Here is an 18630-nt window from a genome sequence, read left to right on the forward strand (position 1 = left end):
AATCTGTTACGCGGTACTTATGACTATATACCTAACTGAACTCGATACTACTAGTATAGAGTTTCCATCTCCCTTCGACGCACTGGATGAGCCAAATGGCCTTCTTGCTTTTGGGGGAGATCTATCGCCAATGCGAATCTTAAATGCTTATAGTCACGGTATATTTCCATGGTATGGCCCAGGTGAGCCTATACTTTGGTGGAGCCCAGCACCACGAGCGGTATTTAATCCTAAGACATTCAAACCATCAAAAAGTCTTAAAAAGTTTCAAAGAAAACATAATTACCGTATCAGCATCAACCAAGCGACGGATAGAGTTATCGGTTATTGCTCATCGTTAAGACCGGAAGAAGAGACCTGGCTAAACAGCGGCATGCAGGCCGCCTACCGAGAGCTAGCTTCGTTAGGCTTCTGTCACTCGGTAGAAGTATGGCAAGGTGACGAGCTAGTCGGTGGGCTGTATGGCTTACAAAGAGGACAAGTCTTTTGCGGTGAATCGATGTTTAGCTTAAAGACCAATGCCTCGAAAATCGCATTATGGTATTTTTGTCACCACTTTGCTCAGTCTGGAGGGAAGCTCATTGATTGCCAAGTCATGAACCCTCACTTGGAGTCTTTGGGTGCATTAGAAGTAGAAAGAGAAGAGTTTCTCAGCTCTCTGCAATTACTAAAAGATAAGCCTGTTAACGATGCATGCTTTGAAAACCAATGGCTAGAGGATATGCCTTAATGAATCCAGATTTACAACAAATCAGAATTGGATTGACAGACAATCACGCGTGCAGCTATCTCCCACACCTTGAAGAGAGAGTTGCAGTCACGCTTGATGAGCACATGCACACCTCAGAAAATTATGAAGTTCTGCTTGCGAATGGTTTTCGTCGCAGCGGCGCTACTATCTATAAGCCACATTGCGATAATTGTTCAGCATGTCAGGCGATTCGCCTTTCAATCCCCGACGTAAAGTTTTCCAAAAGTCAGCGAAGAATTCTCAACAAGGCGAAGTCCTTTCGTTGGGAGCTCAAAGATAAAATGGATGAAAACTGGTTTGATTTATATAGCCGTTATATCACCACGCGTCATCGTTCAGGCACGATGTACCCACCTAAAAAAGAAGAGTTTCTGCAATTTTCTCAAAATGAGTGGTTAACCACTAAGTTCATGCATATTTACAACGAGACCGACCTCGTTGGCATAGCTGTTACCGATGTGATGTCTCACTGTACCAGTGCGTTTTATACCTTTTTCGATCCAGATATCGATATATCCATGGGCACTCTCGGCGTTTTGTTCCAAATCCAACATGCTCAGAAAGAACACCAACAGTGGCTATATTTGGGTTATCAAATCGATGAATGCCCTGCTATGAACTATAAAGTACGATTTCAACGTCATCAAAGGCTAGTAAATCAGCGGTGGCAAGGGTAGAATACGCCACAACTTTACATATTTTGATTTTGACGGCACAATCAAGCCGTTGAAAACCGCCAAGTTTCGAAAGAGGATTAGATGGCTAAAGAAGACGTAATCGAGATGCAAGGCACTGTCCTTGATACTCTACCAAACACAATGTTCCGTGTTGAGCTTGAAAACGGTCACGTAGTGACAGCACACATCTCTGGTAAAATGCGTAAGAACTACATCCGTATTCTTACTGGTGATAAAGTAACTGTTGAGATGACTCCATACGACCTTTCTAAAGGCCGCATCGTCTTCCGTGCTCGTTAATTTTTAATTATCGAATACGATAAGAAACGGAGCTTAATGCTCCGTTTTTTATTGCCTACCGTTTGCCACTTTGTCTTAACCCCTTTTCTTCGTATCTCGTATCTCGTATCTTCAAAACATAAAAAAAACGCACAACCTAAGTCATGCGTTTTATGCCTATGCTATAGAGCTATCTGCCTCTTTGTTAGTGCATCACTTCTTCTTTAGCACCAACATAGACAAAATGAAGTTCGTCTTTTTTAAGTGTTACTTTAACCGTACCACCATCAACTAAGCTACCGAACAACAGTTCATTCGCAAGAGGCTTCTTAAGCTTCTCTTGAATCACACGCCCCATTGGACGAGCGCCCATTGTCTTGTCATAGCCTTTGTCTGCTAACCAGTGACGAGCATCTTCAGAAACCTCTAGAGATACGCCACGAGCATCCAGCTGAACCTGAAGCTCAACAATGAACTTGTCGACAACTTGGCTAATCACACTTGGGTCAAGACTATTGAACCAAATGATGTTATCAAGACGGTTACGGAACTCAGGAGTAAAGACTTTCTTAATTTCGCCCATCGCATCTGGTGCGTGATCTTGTTGGATCAGGCCGATCGATTTCTTCTCTGTCTCAGCCACACCCGCGTTAGTCGTCATCACAAGGATCACGTTACGGAAATCCGCTTTACGACCGTTGTTATCCGTTAGCGTACCGTTATCCATCACCTGAAGTAATAGGTTGAAGATATCAGGGTGAGCTTTCTCGATCTCATCAAGCAGTACAACCGAGTGCGGATTTTTAATAACCGCATCCGTTAGCAGACCGCCTTGATCGTATCCAACATAACCAGGAGGAGCACCAATTAAGCGACTCACTGAGTGACGCTCACCGTACTCAGACATATCAAAGCGCAGTAACTCAATACCCATTAGCTTAGATAGTTGAACCGTCACCTCAGTTTTACCTACACCTGTAGGGCCTGCAAATAGAAATGAACCAACAGGTTTATTGTCAGCACCAAGTCCTGCACGCGTTAGCTTGATCGCTTCGCTCAATACGTCGATAGCTGGGTCTTGTCCGAACACCAACATTTTCATGCGGTCGTCCAGCTTTTGCAGCGTATCTTTGTCTGAAGACGATACTGACTTCTCTGGAATACGAGCCATTTTCGCAACCATTGACTCAATGTCCGCTACGCTAACTGTCTTCTTACGACGGCTTGCTGGAGCTAACCGACTACGAGCACCCGCTTCATCAATAACATCGATCGCCTTATCAGGAAGGTGACGTTCGTTAATGTATTTCGCAGACAACTCCACAGCCGCACGTAACGCCTTGTTGGTGTAACGTACTTCGTGGTGCGCTTCATATTTTGGCTTCAAGCCAATCAGAATCTTAGTCGTATCATCTAATGAAGGCTCAACAATATCGATTTTTTGGAAACGACGAGATAGCGCGCGCTCCTTCTCAAAAATACTGCTGTATTCTTGGTAGGTCGTAGAACCGATACAACGCAACTTACCACTGCTTAATAGTGGCTTGATTAGGTTAGCCGCATCTACCTGACCACCCGATGCTGCGCCCGCACCAATAATGGTATGGATTTCATCGATGAACAGAATTGCGTCTTCTTCTTTCTCTAGTTGCTTAAGAATCGCTTTAAAACGTTTCTCAAAATCACCACGATACTTAGTACCTGCAAGCAGTGAACCAATATCTAGAGAGTAAATTACGCTACTCTGAATAATTTCAGGCACTTGTCCTTCAACGATACGCCATGCAAGACCTTCAGCAATAGCCGTTTTACCTACACCCGCTTCACCAACGAGTAGAGGGTTGTTTTTACGACGACGACATAGGACTTGAATAGTTCGCTCAAGCTCTTTATCACGGCCGATTAGTGGATCAATGTTACCTTGCTTAGCAACTTCATTTAAGTTGGTCGCAAAGTTTTCTAAACGGTCTTCTGAATTAGCTTCTTCGGCATTCTCTGCACCACCAAATGAGTCTGATGATGAAGCACTATCGCCTTCATTACTGGCTTTAGTAATACCGTGTGAGATGAAGTTAACGATATCTAAACGGCTAATGTCGTTTTTCTTAAGGAGATACGCTGCGTGAGATTCTTGCTCACTGAAAATAGCAACAAGCACATTAGCACCTGTTACTTCACTGCGACCCGAAGATTGGACATGAAAAACAGCACGTTGAAGTACTCGTTGGAAACTCAACGTAGGTTGGGTCTCACGAGTTTCATCACTTTCTGGGATAAGTGGGGTCGTTTGATCAATAAAAATATCGAGCTCGTTGCGAAGAGCATCGAGATCAGCCTGACAAGCTTGGAGCGCTTCCTTGGCCGCATCATTTTCTAATAATGCTAGTAGGAGGTGTTCGACAGTCATAAATTCATGTCGCTTGTCTCGCGCACGAGCAAATGCGCCATTTAAACTCGACTCTAATTCTTTATTTAGCATAAGTACCTCCTAAGGGAACAACAGTGTTGTTCGAGCAATTTATACTTGCTCCATTGTACATAGTAGCGGATGCTCATTTTCCTTTGAGTACATCGTGACTTGCGCTACTTTTGTTTCCGCTATTTCAGCACTGTATGTGCCGCATATAGCTTTACCTTCATAATGAACCTTGAGCATCACTTCCGTTGCTTTTTCGATATCTAGTGAGAAGAATCGCTCTAGGATCTCGATTACAAAGTCCATTGGCGTGTAGTCATCGTTATTCAGTACGACGTTATACATTGCCGGTGGCTTTACTTTTGTCGCTTCTTTCTCCAGTAAATCTGAGCCTGGAGATGCCCATTCAAAGTTTCTGCTCATATCGCTTTGCTAAGGGTTATTTTTCGGAAGTGGTGAATGTTTGTGTAACTTAAATTTACCACATTCACGCTTTACGGTGTACTAAGAAACCTCACCGAGAAACAGTACCAAAAAATATTCCTCTATACTGAGCCTAATCCACCATTTCCATCGCTGCAAATAAAAGATCTCGATTCACAGGATTAACATATGTGATTGATTAAAAAGACGCCATAACTATTGACGATAACGATACGAAATGCTCTAAGTTACTATTTAGTTAATAGTTTGTGGGAAATCTCAAGTGTGATTTGTTATTAAAATTGATCACTTTTATACCAATTTACTATTGACTGTGCTCAATCATTAGCTACATTGGAGCTAAAAGGTTTTTCTAATACAGTTTCATAACACGCTTGAAAATTTAACAATAAGGAATAAGTACGCAGGGCAGCGTTAATTTCCGTAAGCAATGTCTGAAATTCAAACTGCCAACTGAACAACTTTGGTTGGTGGGAATGATGTCAATCGAACTTACATTGATTTGATATAAACAACGTTAGTAACAAAATGCATGAGGGATGTATAGCATGGCTACAGGTACAGTAAAATGGTTTAACAATGCCAAAGGGTTTGGCTTTATTTGTCCAGAAGGTGAAGAAGGCGATATCTTTGCGCACTACTCCACAATACAAATGGAAGGTTACAGAACCTTAAAGGCTGGTCAGCAAGTCGACTATGAAGTAGAAAGTGGACCTAAAGGCTCGCACGCTAGCTCCGTTGTTCCTGTAGAAGGCAGTGCAAGTAAATAGGCAAAGCTGCCATATCGTGTTGACCTAAATAGCACTATTAGAACGTTAAAAGACTATGAAAACCGCTCCTTTAATACCTATACGTAGGTTAAATGAGCGGTTTTTTTGATCTTGGGTGAGACATATATTCTGCGTAGAGGCAGTTTGATACCGGGTTTGACAGTGAAATAGGCAGAAACAAAAAAGACGCTTTAACGATTACATTAAAGCGTCTTTTATTATGTCATCTGTAAGCGCTTTAGAAAACACTCACAGAAACGCTGCATTCTAAGCGTCGATAAATGCGTTTAATGTAGCACTTGGGCGCATCAGTGCAGAAACTAGTGCATCATCAAATAGGTAGTAACCACCTAAGTCACCAGCAACACCTTGTGCGTTATTTAGCTCAGCGACAATTGATTCTTCGCTTTCAGCTAACTGGCTTGCCACTGCTGCAAATTCAGCTGCAAGGTCTGCATCAGCAGTTTGCTCTGCAAGTGCTTTAGCCCAGTACGCCGCTAGGTAGTAGTGGCTACCACGGTTATCAAGCTCACCTACTCGACGTGATGGTGACTTGTTGTTGTCTAGGAATTCACCGGTCGCTTTATCAAGCGCATCAGCGAGAACTTGAGCCTTAGCGTTACCAGTAACCACGCTTAGGTGCTCTAGAGATGCAGCTAATGCCAAGAATTCACCAAGAGAATCCCAACGCAAGTGGTTTTCTTTCTCTACTTGTTGAACGTGCTTAGGAGCAGAACCGCCAGCACCCGTTTCAAACAGACCACCACCGTTCATTAGTGGAACGATTGATAGCATTTTAGCCGATGTGCCAAGCTCTAGGATTGGGAACAGGTCAGTTAGGTAATCACGCAGTACGTTACCAGTTACCGAAATTGTATCTAGACCTTCTTTAATACGAACTAGCGAGAACTTGGTCGCTTCCAATGGAGAAAGAATCTTCAGTTCTAGACCATCTGTATCATGCTCAGGTAGGTAAGCATTCACTTTCTTAATAAGCTCTGCATCGTGTGCACGAGACTCGTCTAGCCAGAATACCGCTGGAGTAGCTGAAGCACGAGCACGTGTCACAGCAAGCTTAACCCAGTCTTGGATTGGTGCATCTTTAACCTGACACATACGGAAGATGTCGCCTTCCTCCACGTCTTGCTCAAGAAGCACTGAACCTGAAGCATCAACGACTTGAACCTGACCTGCAGCTTCTAGAATGAATGTCTTATCATGAGAACCGTACTCTTCTGCTTTTTGAGCCATTAGACCTACGTTTGGTACGCTACCCATAGTTGTTGGGTCGAACGCGCCGTTCTCTTTACAGAAATCAATTACTGCTTGGTAGATGCTCGCGTAGCTACGATCTGGGATCATTGCTTTGGTATCTTTTTGCTTACCTTCCGGGTCCCACATTTGGCCAGAAGAACGCAGCATTGCAGGCATAGATGCATCAACAATGATGTCACTTGGTACGTGCAGGTTAGTGATACCACGGTCTGAATCAACCATCGCAAGTGGTGGCTGAGTTTCGTAAACCGCTTGTAAGTCAGCTTCAATTGCCGCTTTTTGATCTTGAGGCAGTGATGCAATCTTAGCGTATACATCACCGATGCCGTTGTTCACATCAACACCTAGCTCTTCAAAAAGCTGACCGTGCTTAGCGAAAACCTCTTTGTAGTAAACCTTAACCGCGTGACCAAAGATCACAGGGTCAGAGACTTTCATCATGGTTGCTTTCATGTGTAGAGAAAGCAGTACGCCTTGCTCTTTCGCTGACGCGATTTCTTTTTCAAAGAATGCGACTAGAGCAGCTTTGTTCATCACGGAAGCATCGATGATCTCTTTATCTTGCAGTGCAAATGCAGGCTTCAATGTTTTCTTAGCGCCATCTTTACCTACAAACTCGATGCTCACTTCTGTCGCACCGTTGATTGTTGTCGATTTTTCGCTACCGAAGAAGTCTTTATCTTCCATGCTTGCAACGTGCGACTTAGAGTCTGCAGACCAAGCACCCATTGAGTGTGGGTTTTTCTTCGCGTAATTTTTAACTGAAAGCGGTGCACGACGGTCTGAGTTACCTTCACGCAAGACTGGGTTTACTGCACTACCCTTGATCTTATCGTAAGTCGCTTTAACTGCTTTCTCTTCGTCAGTGTTTGCTTCTTCTGGGTAGTTTGGAAGTGCGTAGCCTTTTGATTGTAGCTCTTTGATTGTTGCTTGTAGTTGCGGTACTGATGCAGAGATATTTGGAAGCTTAATGATGTTCGCTTCTGGTGTCTTAGCCAATTCACCTAGTTCTGCTAGTGCATCACCAATACGTTGTTCTTCGTTCAAGTAGTCAGGGAAGTTGGCAATAATGCGCCCTGCAAGTGAAATGTCGCGAGTATCAACGTCAATACCTGAAGAAGCGGTAAAAGATTGAATGATTGGCAGTAGAGAATAAGTTGCTAATGCCGGAGCTTCGTCTGTAATGGTATAGATGATAGTTGGTTTTTCAGTAGGCATGAAATTTCCCTATAGTTCTTACAAGCTCACATGAATAGTGAGAATGTTATAAATTGACCAGTAAGCGACTCTGAGAGTGAAAACTGCTTACTCGATAGTCGTACTCTATCTTATTTTCATGCAATCTAATGACAGCATGAACCAAATCCGTGAGTGCGTTGTTATAATAAAACACGTTGGTATAATTAAACAAATCAGGCTCAAGAGTCCATAAACTTGTTCTATTTTGTGTCTTTTAGGCGCGCAAATGATAGCTCAATTCCGTTTCAGTGAAAACTTTTCAGCACACTTCGTTTACATTTTTGCAAGGTAGTTAACATGTCTACTCACTCACGCAGCGTATCTCGTTCAGACAAACCTGTTCGTTCTGGCGCCACATTAAAACAAAACGGCAACAAGCAGAACCGGAACAGTGATAGAAATAACACTGGCAATTCGCACAAAAAATCGTACTCAAGTAAACACAGATATAAAGCGAAACCGGCGAACACAAAACCTAAAATTGCACTCGAAGATCGCAAAGTCATTTTGTTCAATAAGCCATTCGATACTTTAAGTCAGTTCACTGATGGTGAAGGTAGAAAGACGCTCGCCGACTTTATTCCAGTAAAAGACGTTTATGCTGCCGGACGACTTGATCGTGACAGTGAAGGGTTAATGGTTTTAACCAATGACGGTATCTTTCAAGCCAAGTTAACTCAACCAAACTCAAAATCACCAAAGACTTACTGGGTGCAGGTTGAAGGCGCACCTTCTGAGGAGGATTTAGATAAATTGAGAAAAGGCGTCGAACTAAAAGATGGTATGACGCTGCCTGCAAAAGTTGAGTTAATGGCAGAGCCAGAGATATGGGACAGAAATCCACCGGTAAGATTCAGAGCTGCAATACCAACGACCTGGTTAGCGATTACTATCATCGAAGGGCGTAACCGTCAGGTAAGGCGAATGACAGCGAATATCGGTTTCCCTACCCTGCGTTTAATCCGTTACTCAATGGGTGACATGAACGTAGGGCAACTCCAGCCAGGTGAATGGAAAGAGATTTAATAAAAGACTAGATAGAAATGAAAAAGCGAGGTGTCTGTTACATAAGAACACCTCGCTCTAAAAACTTTTGATCTTATTTTTGGTCAATCAACCATTTTTGAAATGCTTTACGCTCTTCTTCACTGGCTCTTGAATACCAAAGCTTAAGTTGAAGCGTATTTTCAGACTCTTGAACCGTGCTATCAGCAGCAACAGTCGCACCAACCACAGCACCAGTTTGAACCGCGGCTAATTCTTCTTTCAATGAGCGAATCTTTCCTGAATCAAAAACTAAACCTCTTTCTTGGTTGTAATCTTTAACCAACTGAGGAATATTGCTGTAAGGCAATACGCCTTGAGATTTCGGTAGAACTTCTTGCGCTACTTTTACATCATCACCGTTTACAGAAATATTGAAAATAGGCAGTTCCCGGTCTACATTTTTTGCAATTTTCTCGTACTTTCGGCTTACAAGATCAACGTCAACATCTGCATTTTCAGGAACAGTAACTACCATGATGTAAGGAACTGTACTGATGAATTCGCGCTTGCCTTTATCGCTCAAATACCCCGAATAATCTAGAACGAGTTGGTTTTCGCCTGGGGCAAATACGGCATCTTCTGCACTTTCAACAATCTCACCGTTCAAAGTATTGAGTGAAACCCCAGAAGCTAAATCAAGAGCAGCTGTTGCATATGGTGCAGAGAATAGGCAGACAATACTCAAATACCACTTATTCATATACGATTCCTTAATCGATAAATGTAAAAAAGCCAGCTAACAGCTGGCCTTTGTATAGCATAGTTAACTACAGATTAGAATGTGTAGTAAACGCCCGCTGTTACTGTATCAGCATCGTAATCTTTTTGACCAGCCGTGTTAAATTCCAAAGTTGCAGTTTGGTACTCAGCTAGGAACAAAATGTTGTCACGGAAAGCGTAATCAACACCAACTACTAGGTTATCTACCTCTGTATCTTTAGTAAGCTTACTATTGCCTGTTGCAGTAGCATTTTCATCAAGGTTTGCAATTGCGTAAGTTGTGTATAGGCGAACCTTATCCATTTGGTATGCCGCCGCGAAGCCCATTGTGTCGCCGTTGAAGTACGATTTAGCATCCTTGTCAGATTCTGAGCCTTTGTATCCCCAGTAACCAAACTCGTTAGCACCCTCAAACTGAGCGTAAGTCAGTGCAAGGTAAAGGCCACCGAACTCAGCAGAAGCCGAAAGGCCTGCAAGAGAGTAATCGATGTCTTTTTCAGCTTCACCAGTAATGTATGAAGTACCGATAGAGAAGTTGCTGAATGCGTAATCCGCAGAGATACCGTAAGTGTTGTCTACATCTTCTTCAGAAGTCGTGTTCACATCAGCGACTAGAGTTAGACCTTCAACAAACTCACCTTTGAACACAACGCCGTGACCTTTAGACTCGCGGTGGTGACCACCAGTAGAGCCCATGTAGTTACCTTCGTTAGTAATGTCGTCTTTTTGGATTGCATCAGCAGATTCTGCTAGGTCGCCAGTCTCACCGAAAGCCATACCCCAAGTGTCAGTTTTGAAACCAACCCACACATCATCAAACTTTGCTTTACCGTCGTCATCTGCTTCGATTTCAAAAGAAGCGAATGCTGTGAACTGGTCATTTAGTTTTTGCTCTGCGTCTAGCTGAATTTTAGCCCAAGTAGAAACGTCAAGCTCTTTCTTTTCGGTAGTGTCAACTGCTTTAAACTTGTCATTACCATCAGCGTCTTTGCCGTCTTTTTCCCACTTAGTTTGATCAACTTCAGACTGTTTAAGGTAAATATCTACTTCACCTTTCAGGCTCACTTTTGTATCGTCGTTAGAGTAAATCTCTGCTGCATTAACAGAAGTTGCTGTAGCTGCGATAGCTAACGCTAATAGAGTCTTTTTCATAATAAATCCACTGCCTTTTCTAAGAATGGGAGATCCTTGCCCGGTTCCCTGTTATTTATGGTGACTGGTCATTACCACTCTTTGTTGGTTAATCACCGTCACTAAATTTCGAGGTCTAGATTGCAAAAGATTATCCTGCGTGTCAAATAAACTAAAAACAAACCTAAAAAAACACAAAACATTCAAAATCAATTGCTTACATTTATTTTCATCATTTTACGAGCAACTTACCCTTAGTTTCACCAGCAAAGAAAATAAGCTCTAAAATGTAACAAATAGAATTTAACTCCACAATAAGGCCGAAAAACACTCACCATTAGAATTTAACACCTATAAGCCAGTCTTTTTTAATATTTATATTTCGCAAGATAAATAAAATCGTTAAGTTCCTGATGGTTCAGTTTTTTTTTGTGAACGAGATCTACCTTTGATTTAAAAGCAAGCTATTTTGCGGTAAATGTACCGGCTAGTGATATGTGCTACTATCCTCGCTCCGTTACGTAGGTCACAGTATGCTAACTACTCAAATTCAAAATTCTATTCGCACCAGTTATCAAAACCTCCAAGAACAGTTGGATAACTTTGTACCTAGGCGTGCACAAAACTACCTTGTCGCTGAGATTGCGAAGACACTTTGTGGTCAATACCACAAAAGTAATCGTATGATCGTTGCTGAAGCGGGAACCGGAATCGGTAAATCACTGGCTTATTTAATGGCAGCGATCCCTGTTGCCGTTTTAAACAACCGAAAAATTGTTATTTCAACCGCAACGGTTGCTCTACAAGAACAGCTTGTAAACAAAGATCTCCCTCTATATAGAAGGCTTACTGACAGGGAGTTCTCTTTTATATTGGCGAAAGGTCGACAGCGTTACTGCTGTGCGGAAAAGTTGGCAGCCGCTTGTGGGGCTGATGGCGGTCAGATGGCAATGTTTGAATCCAAGCCAAAACAGAAAGATATTGAACAACTGCAAACCATGTATCGCAGCCTTGCTCAAGGCAAATGGGATGGTGACCGAGATTCATGGCCAAAGCCTATCGATAACATGATTTGGCAGATGATTGTCAGTGATAAGCATAGTTGTAACAACAGCATGCCAACTCACAGAGACTGTCCTTTCCAAAAAGCACGCTCAGAATTAGATAAAGCAGACGTTATCATCGCTAATCACAGTTTAGTGATGGCTGATGCAGATCTAGGTGGCGGTGTGATACTGCCAGAGCCGGAAAATAGCATCTATATCTTCGATGAAGCACACCACTTACCACATGTAGCCCGAGATCACTCTTCTGCGGCTGCGAGCTTAAAGGGTGCCGCTTCTTGGTTAGAGCGTTTGAACCAGTCCATCACTAAGCTTTCAGGCTTAGCGGATGAAAAGCGAGTGGGCCGTTTCAGAAATGAATTGCAGGATTCTGTACAACAGCTGATCCCAACTCTGACGCAGCTCAGTAAGCAGTTCGATGCTACTCATTTTGAAGATGGGCTTTACCGCTTTGAGCATGGTGACTTGCCAGAATGGTTAGAGAACGAATCTAAAGACCTCAAACAACTTTCTCAGAAAGCGAGTCAGGCTGTCGCTAAAATTGCAGACCTGATTGCAGAACGAGTTAAAGATGGCGAGCTTTCTGCAAAACTTGCAGAGCCTGCACTCGCCGAAATCGGCTTCTATATACAGAGAACCGAGAACTTAGCGCAAGTTTGGCGCTTGATGGCTGAACCAAAACGTGAAAAAGGTGCGCCTTTAGCGCGCTGGCTAGAGCTTAATAAAGAGAGTGAGGGCGACTTTGTTGTCAATGTTTCTCCGCTTGAGGTTGGCTGGCAACTTGACCAGCAGATATGGAGCCGCTGTGTTGGTGCCGTGCTTGTTTCTGCAACAATGAGAGCACTCAACTCCTTCAGTTTTTTCTGCCATCAAGCCGGTATCAGTCAAAAAGAAGAAGATGGTGTGCAGTTTCTTGCCCTGGCGTCACCGTTTGATTATCAGAATCAAGCGGAGTTAATCGTGCCTGCCATGAAATACGAACCACAAGCACCTCAATTTACCGAATATCTTATTGAAATTCTGCCTAAGGTAATAGAAGACAACAAAGCCAATCTCGTTCTATTCTCTTCTTACTGGCAAATGAATAAAGTTGCAGAAGCTTTGGCAACAGATTTCGTTAAAAAGTCATGGGCGTTGCAGGTGCAAGGTGATACTTCACGCGCTGAAATTCTAAAAAAACATAAAAAGCTAATAGATCAAGGTAAAACCAGCGTGCTTTTTGGAACTGGCAGCTTTTCTGAAGGTCTGGATTTACCGGGCGAGCTGCTTGAAAACCTAGTTATTACCAAGATTCCTTTTGGCGTTCCAACCTCACCAGTAGAGCAAGCGCATTCGGAATATATTGAATCACGCGGCGGTAATCCCTTTATGCAGATTACTGTTCCAGAAGCGAGTAAAAAGCTTATTCAATCTGTGGGTCGACTGCTGCGTAAGGAGAGAGATTCTGGTAAAGTCACGATCCTTGATCGACGCATAGTCACGAAGCGATATGGCACGTCCCTACTCGATTCACTACCGCCTTTTAAAAGAACAATAAAATACTAACTTTTCTGCCTTAGAGCAGTTATGGGTCAGTCATCGCTTGGCCCCTGCATTCACAATCAAACGAATAGCCCATCGACTATTCGTGTGGCTGTTCTGACGGCCAATAACGAGAACAACAGCTATTTATGGAAATGATTGAACCAACCATGTTGGTTATACTTGCGCTGGTTGCATTTGCAGCAGGCTTTATTGATGCTGTCGCCGGTGGCGGGGGCATGTTAACAGTCCCTGCATTGTTATCCCTTGGGTTACCGCCACACATCGCGCTTGGTACAAATAAGCTTGCAGCCACGTTCGCTTCTTCAACAGCAGCTTTTACTTATTATCGTAAAAAGCTATTTAAGCCAGAATGTTGGATAAATGCATTTATAGCGACCTTGATCGGCGCAACCATAGGTACGCTAACAGTCGATGCCATCAGCACTCAATGGCTAGAGAAAGTCCTGCCACTGATCATTCTTGCAGCAGCGATCTACACCATTTTTCATAAGACACCGAATGCCAATCACAACGTGTCACCAAAACCTTGCCCTGTGCTTAAGAAGAAACAAAAGTATCAAGGCTTCGTTCTTGGCTTTTATGATGGCGTTGCAGGCCCGGGAACAGGCGCTTTTTGGACGGTGAGCTCGATGGCTCTATACCGCCTAAATATCTTGCTTGCTTCTGGCTTATCGAAAGCAATGAACTTCACCAGTAACTTCACATCTTTGGTGACCTTCGCGATTCTTGGCCATATTGATTGGGTATTGGGTTTAACCATGGGCGTTTGCCTAATGGCAGGTGCATTCGTTGGGGCACATTCCGCAATTCGATTTGGTGCTACGTTTATACGACCAGTCTTTGTTACGGTTGTCAGTATACTTGCGATAAAACTGGCTTACGAAGCTTGGTTTGTAAACCTATAGCCATTGGATTACAGGAAGTAAAATGAGTCAATTTTCACAAATCAAAAGTGTCATTGATACCTTACTCGGTCACTGTTCTCAGGTAGATAAATCTCGAGGCTCTTATCATCAGGCGCTTTTCGACAAAACATTGTTTAAATGTGGCGCCTCGACTCTACTCCCCTACGCACTTGAAACCCAAGCGACTTATCACACCATTATTCGCGAACAGAGCACCAATCAACTTTCTGCATCACGCGCGAATTACTTAACCGACAAATTAACTAACCAGATAGCGGCTTTGCAACGCGAGCTCGCCAATCACGATTTACGCTTAGACAGAAAAAGTAAATCAGGGAAAACCTTGAACGATTTGTATAATGACTTGGCTCAGCACCAAGACTGGCAAAGACGTTTGGTTGATTTAGTTAAACGACGCAAGTTAGCGCTAGACTCCGCACCGCGTCATAGTAAAGCACAAGCAGAAAACGCTTGGATGTTAGCGAAAGAGCGTTTAGAGCGCTGTGAAGACTCGATGAAGAACATCGAAAGACTGATTAATATAGAGAACCCAAAGCGAAATGAGCACTGATAACACATCATCACCATTGGACAACGCACCTGAAGAAGTTAAGTTAGCCGTCGACTTGATCTACCTACTCGAAAGTAATGAGATCGACCCAAAGGTTGCGTTAGAAGCAATCAAGATTGTCCAGCAAGATTTACAAGCCAAACTAGCAACTAGCAACTAGCAACTAGCATCAAAACATACAGGATTCACATGTACCAACTTAGCTTTTCTATGCCCGAGTTTCTTGAAAATTACTGGCATAAGAAACCAACCATCTTAAAAGGTGGCTTCCAAAACTTCGTCGACCCAATTTCGCCGGAAGAACTTGCTGGTTTATCGATGGAAGAAGAAGTGGATTCTCGCTTTGTTTCTAACCTCAACAACCAATGGACAGCAGAGCACGGCCCATTCGCCGAAGAAAAATTTGGTGAATTATCAGAAACTCACTGGCAATTGATCGTTCAAGCAGCAAACCATTGGCATCAAGGTGCCAATGAGCTAACGAAAGCGTTCCAACAATTACCAAACTGGTTGTTCGATGATCTAATGATTTGCTACTCAGCACCTGAAGGTGGTGTTGGCCCGCATATTGACCAATACGATGTATTCATCATTCAAGGCCAAGGTAAGCGTCAATGGAAAGTCGGCGCAAAAGATGTCGGTCAATATAAAGAGACCGTCCAAGCTTCTGCTCTTCGTCAAATCGAAGGCTTTGAGCCAGTCATTGATGAAATCCTAGAACCCGGTGATATCCTTTATATCCCGCCAGGCTTTCCACACGAAGGCAATACGCTAGAACCATCAATGAGCTACTCCATTGGCTACCGCTCTCCGAAAGAGCAAGAGCTGATCAGTAACTTTGCCGACTTTGTACTTGCTCATGATATGGGTGATGTTCACTTACATGATCCTGAGTTCAAAACGCAGGACGGCTACGGCAAGATTCGTTCGTCAGATTTAAGTAACCTAACTAATATGCTCAAATCAGCCCTTGAACAACCAGAGACGGTTAGCGACTTCATGGGTTGCTTACTGAGCCAATCACGCCACCAGCTTGATATAGTTACACCTGAGCCACTATGGACTCAAGAAGAAATTGCCCAGCACCTAGATTCAGAAGGTGAAATCCAGCGAGTATCAGGCTTGAAAGCGCTCTACCACGAAAATGAAAGCAACACCGCTTATATTAATGGTGAAGTGGTCAAGGTTGATGAAGCGGATTCTTCGTTACTCAACATACTTTGCGATGAGACCGTGATTACTTCAGCTACTGCTCTATCACCTTCGGGCGTAACTGTCGTGACTGAATTGGTTAACAAAGGCTATTGGTTCATCGAAGAGTAAGCAGCGTCAAACGCTAGTTATTAACCTACTTTTCAAGAAACAACTAAAAAAGGGACAAATGAAATATTCATTTGTCCCTTTTTCTATCCAATAATTGTTTAAGGTTTAGACCTTGAACTGATTAACCAATTTCTGTTGCTGCTGAGATAGCAGATCAATTTCATTACCCACTTGTTCAGAAGCTGCCGCTTGTTCCAAGATCTTCGCACTCAAGTCGCGAATATTAACCACACTCTGATTCACTTCACCAGAAACCGATTGTTGCTCTTCTGCTGCTCTCACAATCTGATTGTTCATGTCACTGATCGCTTCAATTGAGGTAAAGATCGAGCCGAGATCCTCCACTGCATTTTGAACGTGCAGCGCTGTATCGTTGGCAAGAATATTACCTTCTTGGATAGCTTCCACCACATCTTGTGTTCCAGCATGGACCTTATCAATCACCGCTCTGATCTCACCAACGGATGATTGTGTACGGCTTGCAAGGTTTCTCACCTCGTCTGCAACAACCGCAAAACCACGACCTTGCTCACCAGCACGAGCCGCCTCAATCGCCGCATTCAATGCTAACAAGTTAGTCTGTTCAGAGATACCCTCGATAACACTTAAGATCTCGGTGATATTACCGTTGTTCTTTGCTAGCTCTTCAACAATAGGCACAGCGCTCGACATGCGTTCCACCAGCTTCCTCATTTCACCAGCGGAAAGCTCGATAACTTGTTGCCCTTGCTGAGCTGAACGATTTGCCTCACAAGCTGCGTCTACCGCAACTTCTGCGTTTTGTACCACTAAGCCTGCAGTTTGAGTCATCTCTTCTGCCGCTGTTGCTACCAGATCCACTTCTTTAAATTGAGACTCGCTGCTTTCACGAGTACTTGATGCAGATGCCTTCGCTTGACTGGTCGTGTTTGCCACTTGTTCTGTAGTTTGAATAACTTCTTTAATTGTATGTTGCAGCTTATCTAGGAACAGATTAAAGCCTTTCGACAACTGACCGATTTCATCTTGAGACTTCACTTCTAAGCGTTGGGTCAAATCACCTTCACCAGAAGCGATGTCATTCAACCTTTCCACTACCTGACGAATCGGCTTCACAATGGACAACGAAGCAAATGCGATAATGGCTAAACCGAAGATAATAAATACCGTACCGGCAATCACTTCTGTTTTGATACCTTCACTTAGCTTAGTGCTAATGATGGAATCCAGTTTATTTGCATCAGCGACGACACTATCTCTTGGGATCTCAAACAACACCCCCCAAGTTTGGTTAGCAGCAACGACAGGTGCAAACGCAAGTAACCACTCACCGTCCTCACTCCACTGCGTTGTTACTTCACCGCCGAAGATAAAATCGGTCATTAAGTCACTGTTGGTATTATCGCTTTGGAAATTCGAACCAACTGCAATGCTTGAATCGTCAGAAGCGATAACTGAGCCATCTAGGCTAACAACATACGCTTTACCTGCACCGTTAAACAAACTCTGGTCAGATTGAGTAATCACACTGGTTAAGCCATCAAGTCTTAAGTCGATACCCAGAAAACCAATCGCAACATCGTCGACTAAAATTGGAACTGAAATAGAGGACGTCAATAATGCTGTACCGCCACTATTCACAACTCGTGGGGTGCTGATACAAGTTTGCCCTGAAGATAGAGGACAGTAAAAGCGCTCGCTATTGCTGTTGTCATTCAGTGTTGATTCCGAAAGGACGTTCGAGAGAACATTCTCACCATTATCCGCTAATTTCCAGTAAGGAGCGAAGCGCCCTTTCTCGTTAGATCCTACATAATCGGCATCGACATAATTCGAATCTTCGCTATCGAGTAAATCAGGCTTAAAGACGAGGTAAGCACCTTGAATCGAATCGAAGTTTAAAACCGATCTGCGCACCATTTCATCTAATGCAGTACGAAGCTCTTCACTTGGTGTAAAGTTTTCATCCGCATTGTTCTTTAAAAACTGAGCACTCGCCGCTAGCATCTCTGCGCGATAAATGGCTTCATCAACATAACGTTGAGTTTCTTGTGCATTGAGCTGAGAAACAGACGATAACAACTGCTGAGTTTTAGTGATCACTGATTCTGAGCTTTGAGATTTGATAACTTGTTGCTTACTCGTCGCGTTGTAGATCGAGAAACCAATAAGAGAAAGCGACGTAATGATTAAACAACAACCCGCTAGTAGAGTTATTTTCCACTGTACCGATAGAGAACGCATTTAATATCCTTATTTAAGCCAAAAGACTTCCATAACCATAACTATCACATCAACAACGAATGGCTGTACACAATGTAGATAAGTTAGACGAATAGCTTAGCGGATGATTACATCACAAATTGCTAACATATAAAACGAAAGTTCACGCAAATATTAACAGATCATGCTTTTTGTCTATCGCTTCTGTGACTGAGAGAGCTATTAACTTCTGATACTTAGCTTCATCTTTGTCGTTTTAAAAATATGACGT

Annotated in this window: 16 protein-coding genes; 10 read left to right on the forward strand and 6 right to left on the reverse strand. The window is 43.1% G+C overall.

Annotation, left to right across the window (positions count from 1 at the left end; all coding sequences use genetic code 11):
• Window positions 1-19 precede the first annotated feature (19 nt).
• The 3 genes from aat (at window position 20) to infA (ending at window position 1728) form a co-directional block, all read left to right on the forward strand.
• A complete protein-coding gene (aat, locus tag JC606_RS09340; protein WP_198778479.1) occupies window positions 20-730 on the forward strand; it encodes a leucyl/phenylalanyl-tRNA--protein transferase in 711 nt (236 codons plus the stop codon).
• On the forward strand, window positions 730-1428 hold the full coding sequence (locus tag JC606_RS09345; protein ID WP_198778480.1) for an arginyltransferase: 699 nt from the start codon (window positions 730-732) through the stop codon (window positions 1426-1428). Before aat ends, JC606_RS09345 begins: the two co-directional genes overlap by 1 nt.
• An 81-nt stretch (window positions 1429-1509) precedes the next feature.
• Entirely contained in the window at window positions 1510-1728 is a 219-nt protein-coding gene (infA, locus tag JC606_RS09350; RefSeq protein ID WP_001040192.1) for a translation initiation factor IF-1, read from the forward strand.
• 184 nt (window positions 1729-1912) lie between these two features.
• Here the strand turns inward: infA and clpA are convergent, their stop codons facing one another.
• A complete protein-coding gene (gene clpA / locus JC606_RS09355) occupies window positions 1913-4186 on the reverse strand; it encodes an ATP-dependent Clp protease ATP-binding subunit ClpA (protein ID WP_004737431.1) in 2274 nt (757 codons plus the stop codon).
• A gap of 39 nt (window positions 4187-4225) precedes the next feature.
• Complete coding sequence (gene clpS, locus JC606_RS09360) at window positions 4226-4546, reverse strand: ATP-dependent Clp protease adapter ClpS (RefSeq protein ID WP_004737430.1); 321 nt, start codon at window positions 4544-4546, stop codon at window positions 4226-4228.
• 569 nt (window positions 4547-5115) lie between these two features.
• Here clpS and cspD point away from each other — a divergent pair.
• A complete protein-coding gene (gene cspD / locus JC606_RS09365; RefSeq protein ID WP_004737429.1) occupies window positions 5116-5337 on the forward strand; it encodes a cold shock domain-containing protein CspD in 222 nt (73 codons plus the stop codon).
• Window positions 5338-5604: 267 nt separating this feature from the next.
• Here the strand turns inward: cspD and JC606_RS09370 are convergent, their stop codons facing one another.
• Window positions 5605-7830, reverse strand: coding sequence for an NADP-dependent isocitrate dehydrogenase (locus tag JC606_RS09370; protein WP_198778481.1), 2226 nt, complete (start codon window positions 7828-7830; stop codon window positions 5605-5607).
• A 318-nt stretch (window positions 7831-8148) separates the two neighbouring features.
• Here JC606_RS09370 and JC606_RS09375 point away from each other — a divergent pair, with 318 nt between their 5' ends.
• The gene (locus JC606_RS09375; protein ID WP_198778482.1) at window positions 8149-8877 is read left to right on the forward strand and encodes a pseudouridine synthase; all 729 of its coding nucleotides are present in this window, start codon (window positions 8149-8151) and stop codon (window positions 8875-8877) included.
• 73 nt (window positions 8878-8950) lie between these two features.
• Here the strand turns inward: JC606_RS09375 and JC606_RS09380 are convergent, their stop codons facing one another.
• A complete protein-coding gene (locus JC606_RS09380; protein WP_198778483.1) occupies window positions 8951-9598 on the reverse strand; it encodes a DUF2057 family protein in 648 nt (215 codons plus the stop codon).
• Between the two features lie 74 nt (window positions 9599-9672).
• Complete coding sequence (locus JC606_RS09385) at window positions 9673-10770, reverse strand: porin (protein WP_198778484.1); 1098 nt, start codon at window positions 10768-10770, stop codon at window positions 9673-9675.
• Between the two features lie 512 nt (window positions 10771-11282).
• On the opposite strand from JC606_RS09385, the gene dinG reads away from it, so the two are divergent.
• The 5 genes from dinG to JC606_RS09410 all read left to right on the forward strand — a co-directional run bounded on the left by dinG (window position 11283) and on the right by JC606_RS09410 (window position 16157).
• A complete protein-coding gene (gene dinG / locus JC606_RS09390) occupies window positions 11283-13358 on the forward strand; it encodes an ATP-dependent DNA helicase DinG (protein ID WP_198778485.1) in 2076 nt (691 codons plus the stop codon).
• Between the two features lie 125 nt (window positions 13359-13483).
• The gene (locus tag JC606_RS09395; protein ID WP_105025280.1) at window positions 13484-14263 is read left to right on the forward strand and encodes a sulfite exporter TauE/SafE family protein; all 780 of its coding nucleotides are present in this window, start codon (window positions 13484-13486) and stop codon (window positions 14261-14263) included.
• Between the two features lie 22 nt (window positions 14264-14285).
• Window positions 14286-14834, forward strand: a complete 549-nt coding sequence (locus JC606_RS09400; protein WP_198778486.1) for a primosomal replication protein — start codon at window positions 14286-14288, stop codon at window positions 14832-14834.
• A complete protein-coding gene (gene rsmS / locus JC606_RS09405) occupies window positions 14824-14994 on the forward strand; it encodes a pleiotropic regulatory protein RsmS (RefSeq protein WP_004737421.1) in 171 nt (56 codons plus the stop codon). Before JC606_RS09400 ends, rsmS begins: the two co-directional genes overlap by 11 nt.
• Before the next feature lie 29 nt (window positions 14995-15023).
• Window positions 15024-16157 (forward strand): ribosomal protein uL16 3-hydroxylase, encoded by a 1134-nt coding sequence (locus tag JC606_RS09410; RefSeq protein WP_198778487.1) that lies wholly within the window; start codon window positions 15024-15026, stop codon window positions 16155-16157.
• Window positions 16158-16262: 105 nt separating this feature from the next.
• Here the strand turns inward: JC606_RS09410 and JC606_RS09415 are convergent, their stop codons facing one another.
• Window positions 16263-18380, reverse strand: coding sequence for a methyl-accepting chemotaxis protein (locus tag JC606_RS09415; RefSeq protein ID WP_198778488.1), 2118 nt, complete (start codon window positions 18378-18380; stop codon window positions 16263-16265).
• Window positions 18381-18630 lie beyond the last annotated feature (250 nt).

Origin of the sequence: Vibrio sp. IB15, assembly GCF_016406055.1 — a bacterium.
Taxonomy (GTDB): Bacteria; Pseudomonadota; Gammaproteobacteria; order Enterobacterales; family Vibrionaceae; genus Vibrio; species Vibrio chagasii.

What these genes read in the sequence shown, in the direction of transcription:
- JC606_RS09370 (WP_198778481.1), bottom strand. Translation starts at nt 7,830, where the DNA reads ATGCCTACTGAAAAACCAACTATCATCTATACCATTACAGACGAAGCT.
- rsmS (WP_004737421.1), top strand. Translation starts at nt 14,824, where the DNA reads ATGAGCACTGATAACACATCATCACCATTGGACAACGCACCTGAAGAA.
- clpS (WP_004737430.1), bottom strand. Translation starts at nt 4,546, where the DNA reads ATGAGCAGAAACTTTGAATGGGCATCTCCAGGCTCAGATTTACTGGAG.
- clpA (WP_004737431.1), bottom strand. Translation starts at nt 4,186, where the DNA reads ATGCTAAATAAAGAATTAGAGTCGAGTTTAAATGGCGCATTTGCTCGT.
- JC606_RS09375 (WP_198778482.1), top strand. Translation starts at nt 8,149, where the DNA reads ATGTCTACTCACTCACGCAGCGTATCTCGTTCAGACAAACCTGTTCGT.
- JC606_RS09380 (WP_198778483.1), bottom strand. Translation starts at nt 9,598, where the DNA reads ATGAATAAGTGGTATTTGAGTATTGTCTGCCTATTCTCTGCACCATAT.
- JC606_RS09395 (WP_105025280.1), top strand. Translation starts at nt 13,484, where the DNA reads ATGGAAATGATTGAACCAACCATGTTGGTTATACTTGCGCTGGTTGCA.
- cspD (WP_004737429.1), top strand. Translation starts at nt 5,116, where the DNA reads ATGGCTACAGGTACAGTAAAATGGTTTAACAATGCCAAAGGGTTTGGC.
- dinG (WP_198778485.1), top strand. Translation starts at nt 11,283, where the DNA reads ATGCTAACTACTCAAATTCAAAATTCTATTCGCACCAGTTATCAAAAC.
- JC606_RS09345 (WP_198778480.1), top strand. Translation starts at nt 730, where the DNA reads ATGAATCCAGATTTACAACAAATCAGAATTGGATTGACAGACAATCAC.
- JC606_RS09410 (WP_198778487.1), top strand. Translation starts at nt 15,024, where the DNA reads ATGTACCAACTTAGCTTTTCTATGCCCGAGTTTCTTGAAAATTACTGG.
- JC606_RS09415 (WP_198778488.1), bottom strand. Translation starts at nt 18,380, where the DNA reads ATGCGTTCTCTATCGGTACAGTGGAAAATAACTCTACTAGCGGGTTGT.
- aat (WP_198778479.1), top strand. Translation starts at nt 20, where the DNA reads ATGACTATATACCTAACTGAACTCGATACTACTAGTATAGAGTTTCCA.
- JC606_RS09385 (WP_198778484.1), bottom strand. Translation starts at nt 10,770, where the DNA reads ATGAAAAAGACTCTATTAGCGTTAGCTATCGCAGCTACAGCAACTTCT.
- JC606_RS09400 (WP_198778486.1), top strand. Translation starts at nt 14,286, where the DNA reads ATGAGTCAATTTTCACAAATCAAAAGTGTCATTGATACCTTACTCGGT.
- infA (WP_001040192.1), top strand. Translation starts at nt 1,510, where the DNA reads ATGGCTAAAGAAGACGTAATCGAGATGCAAGGCACTGTCCTTGATACT.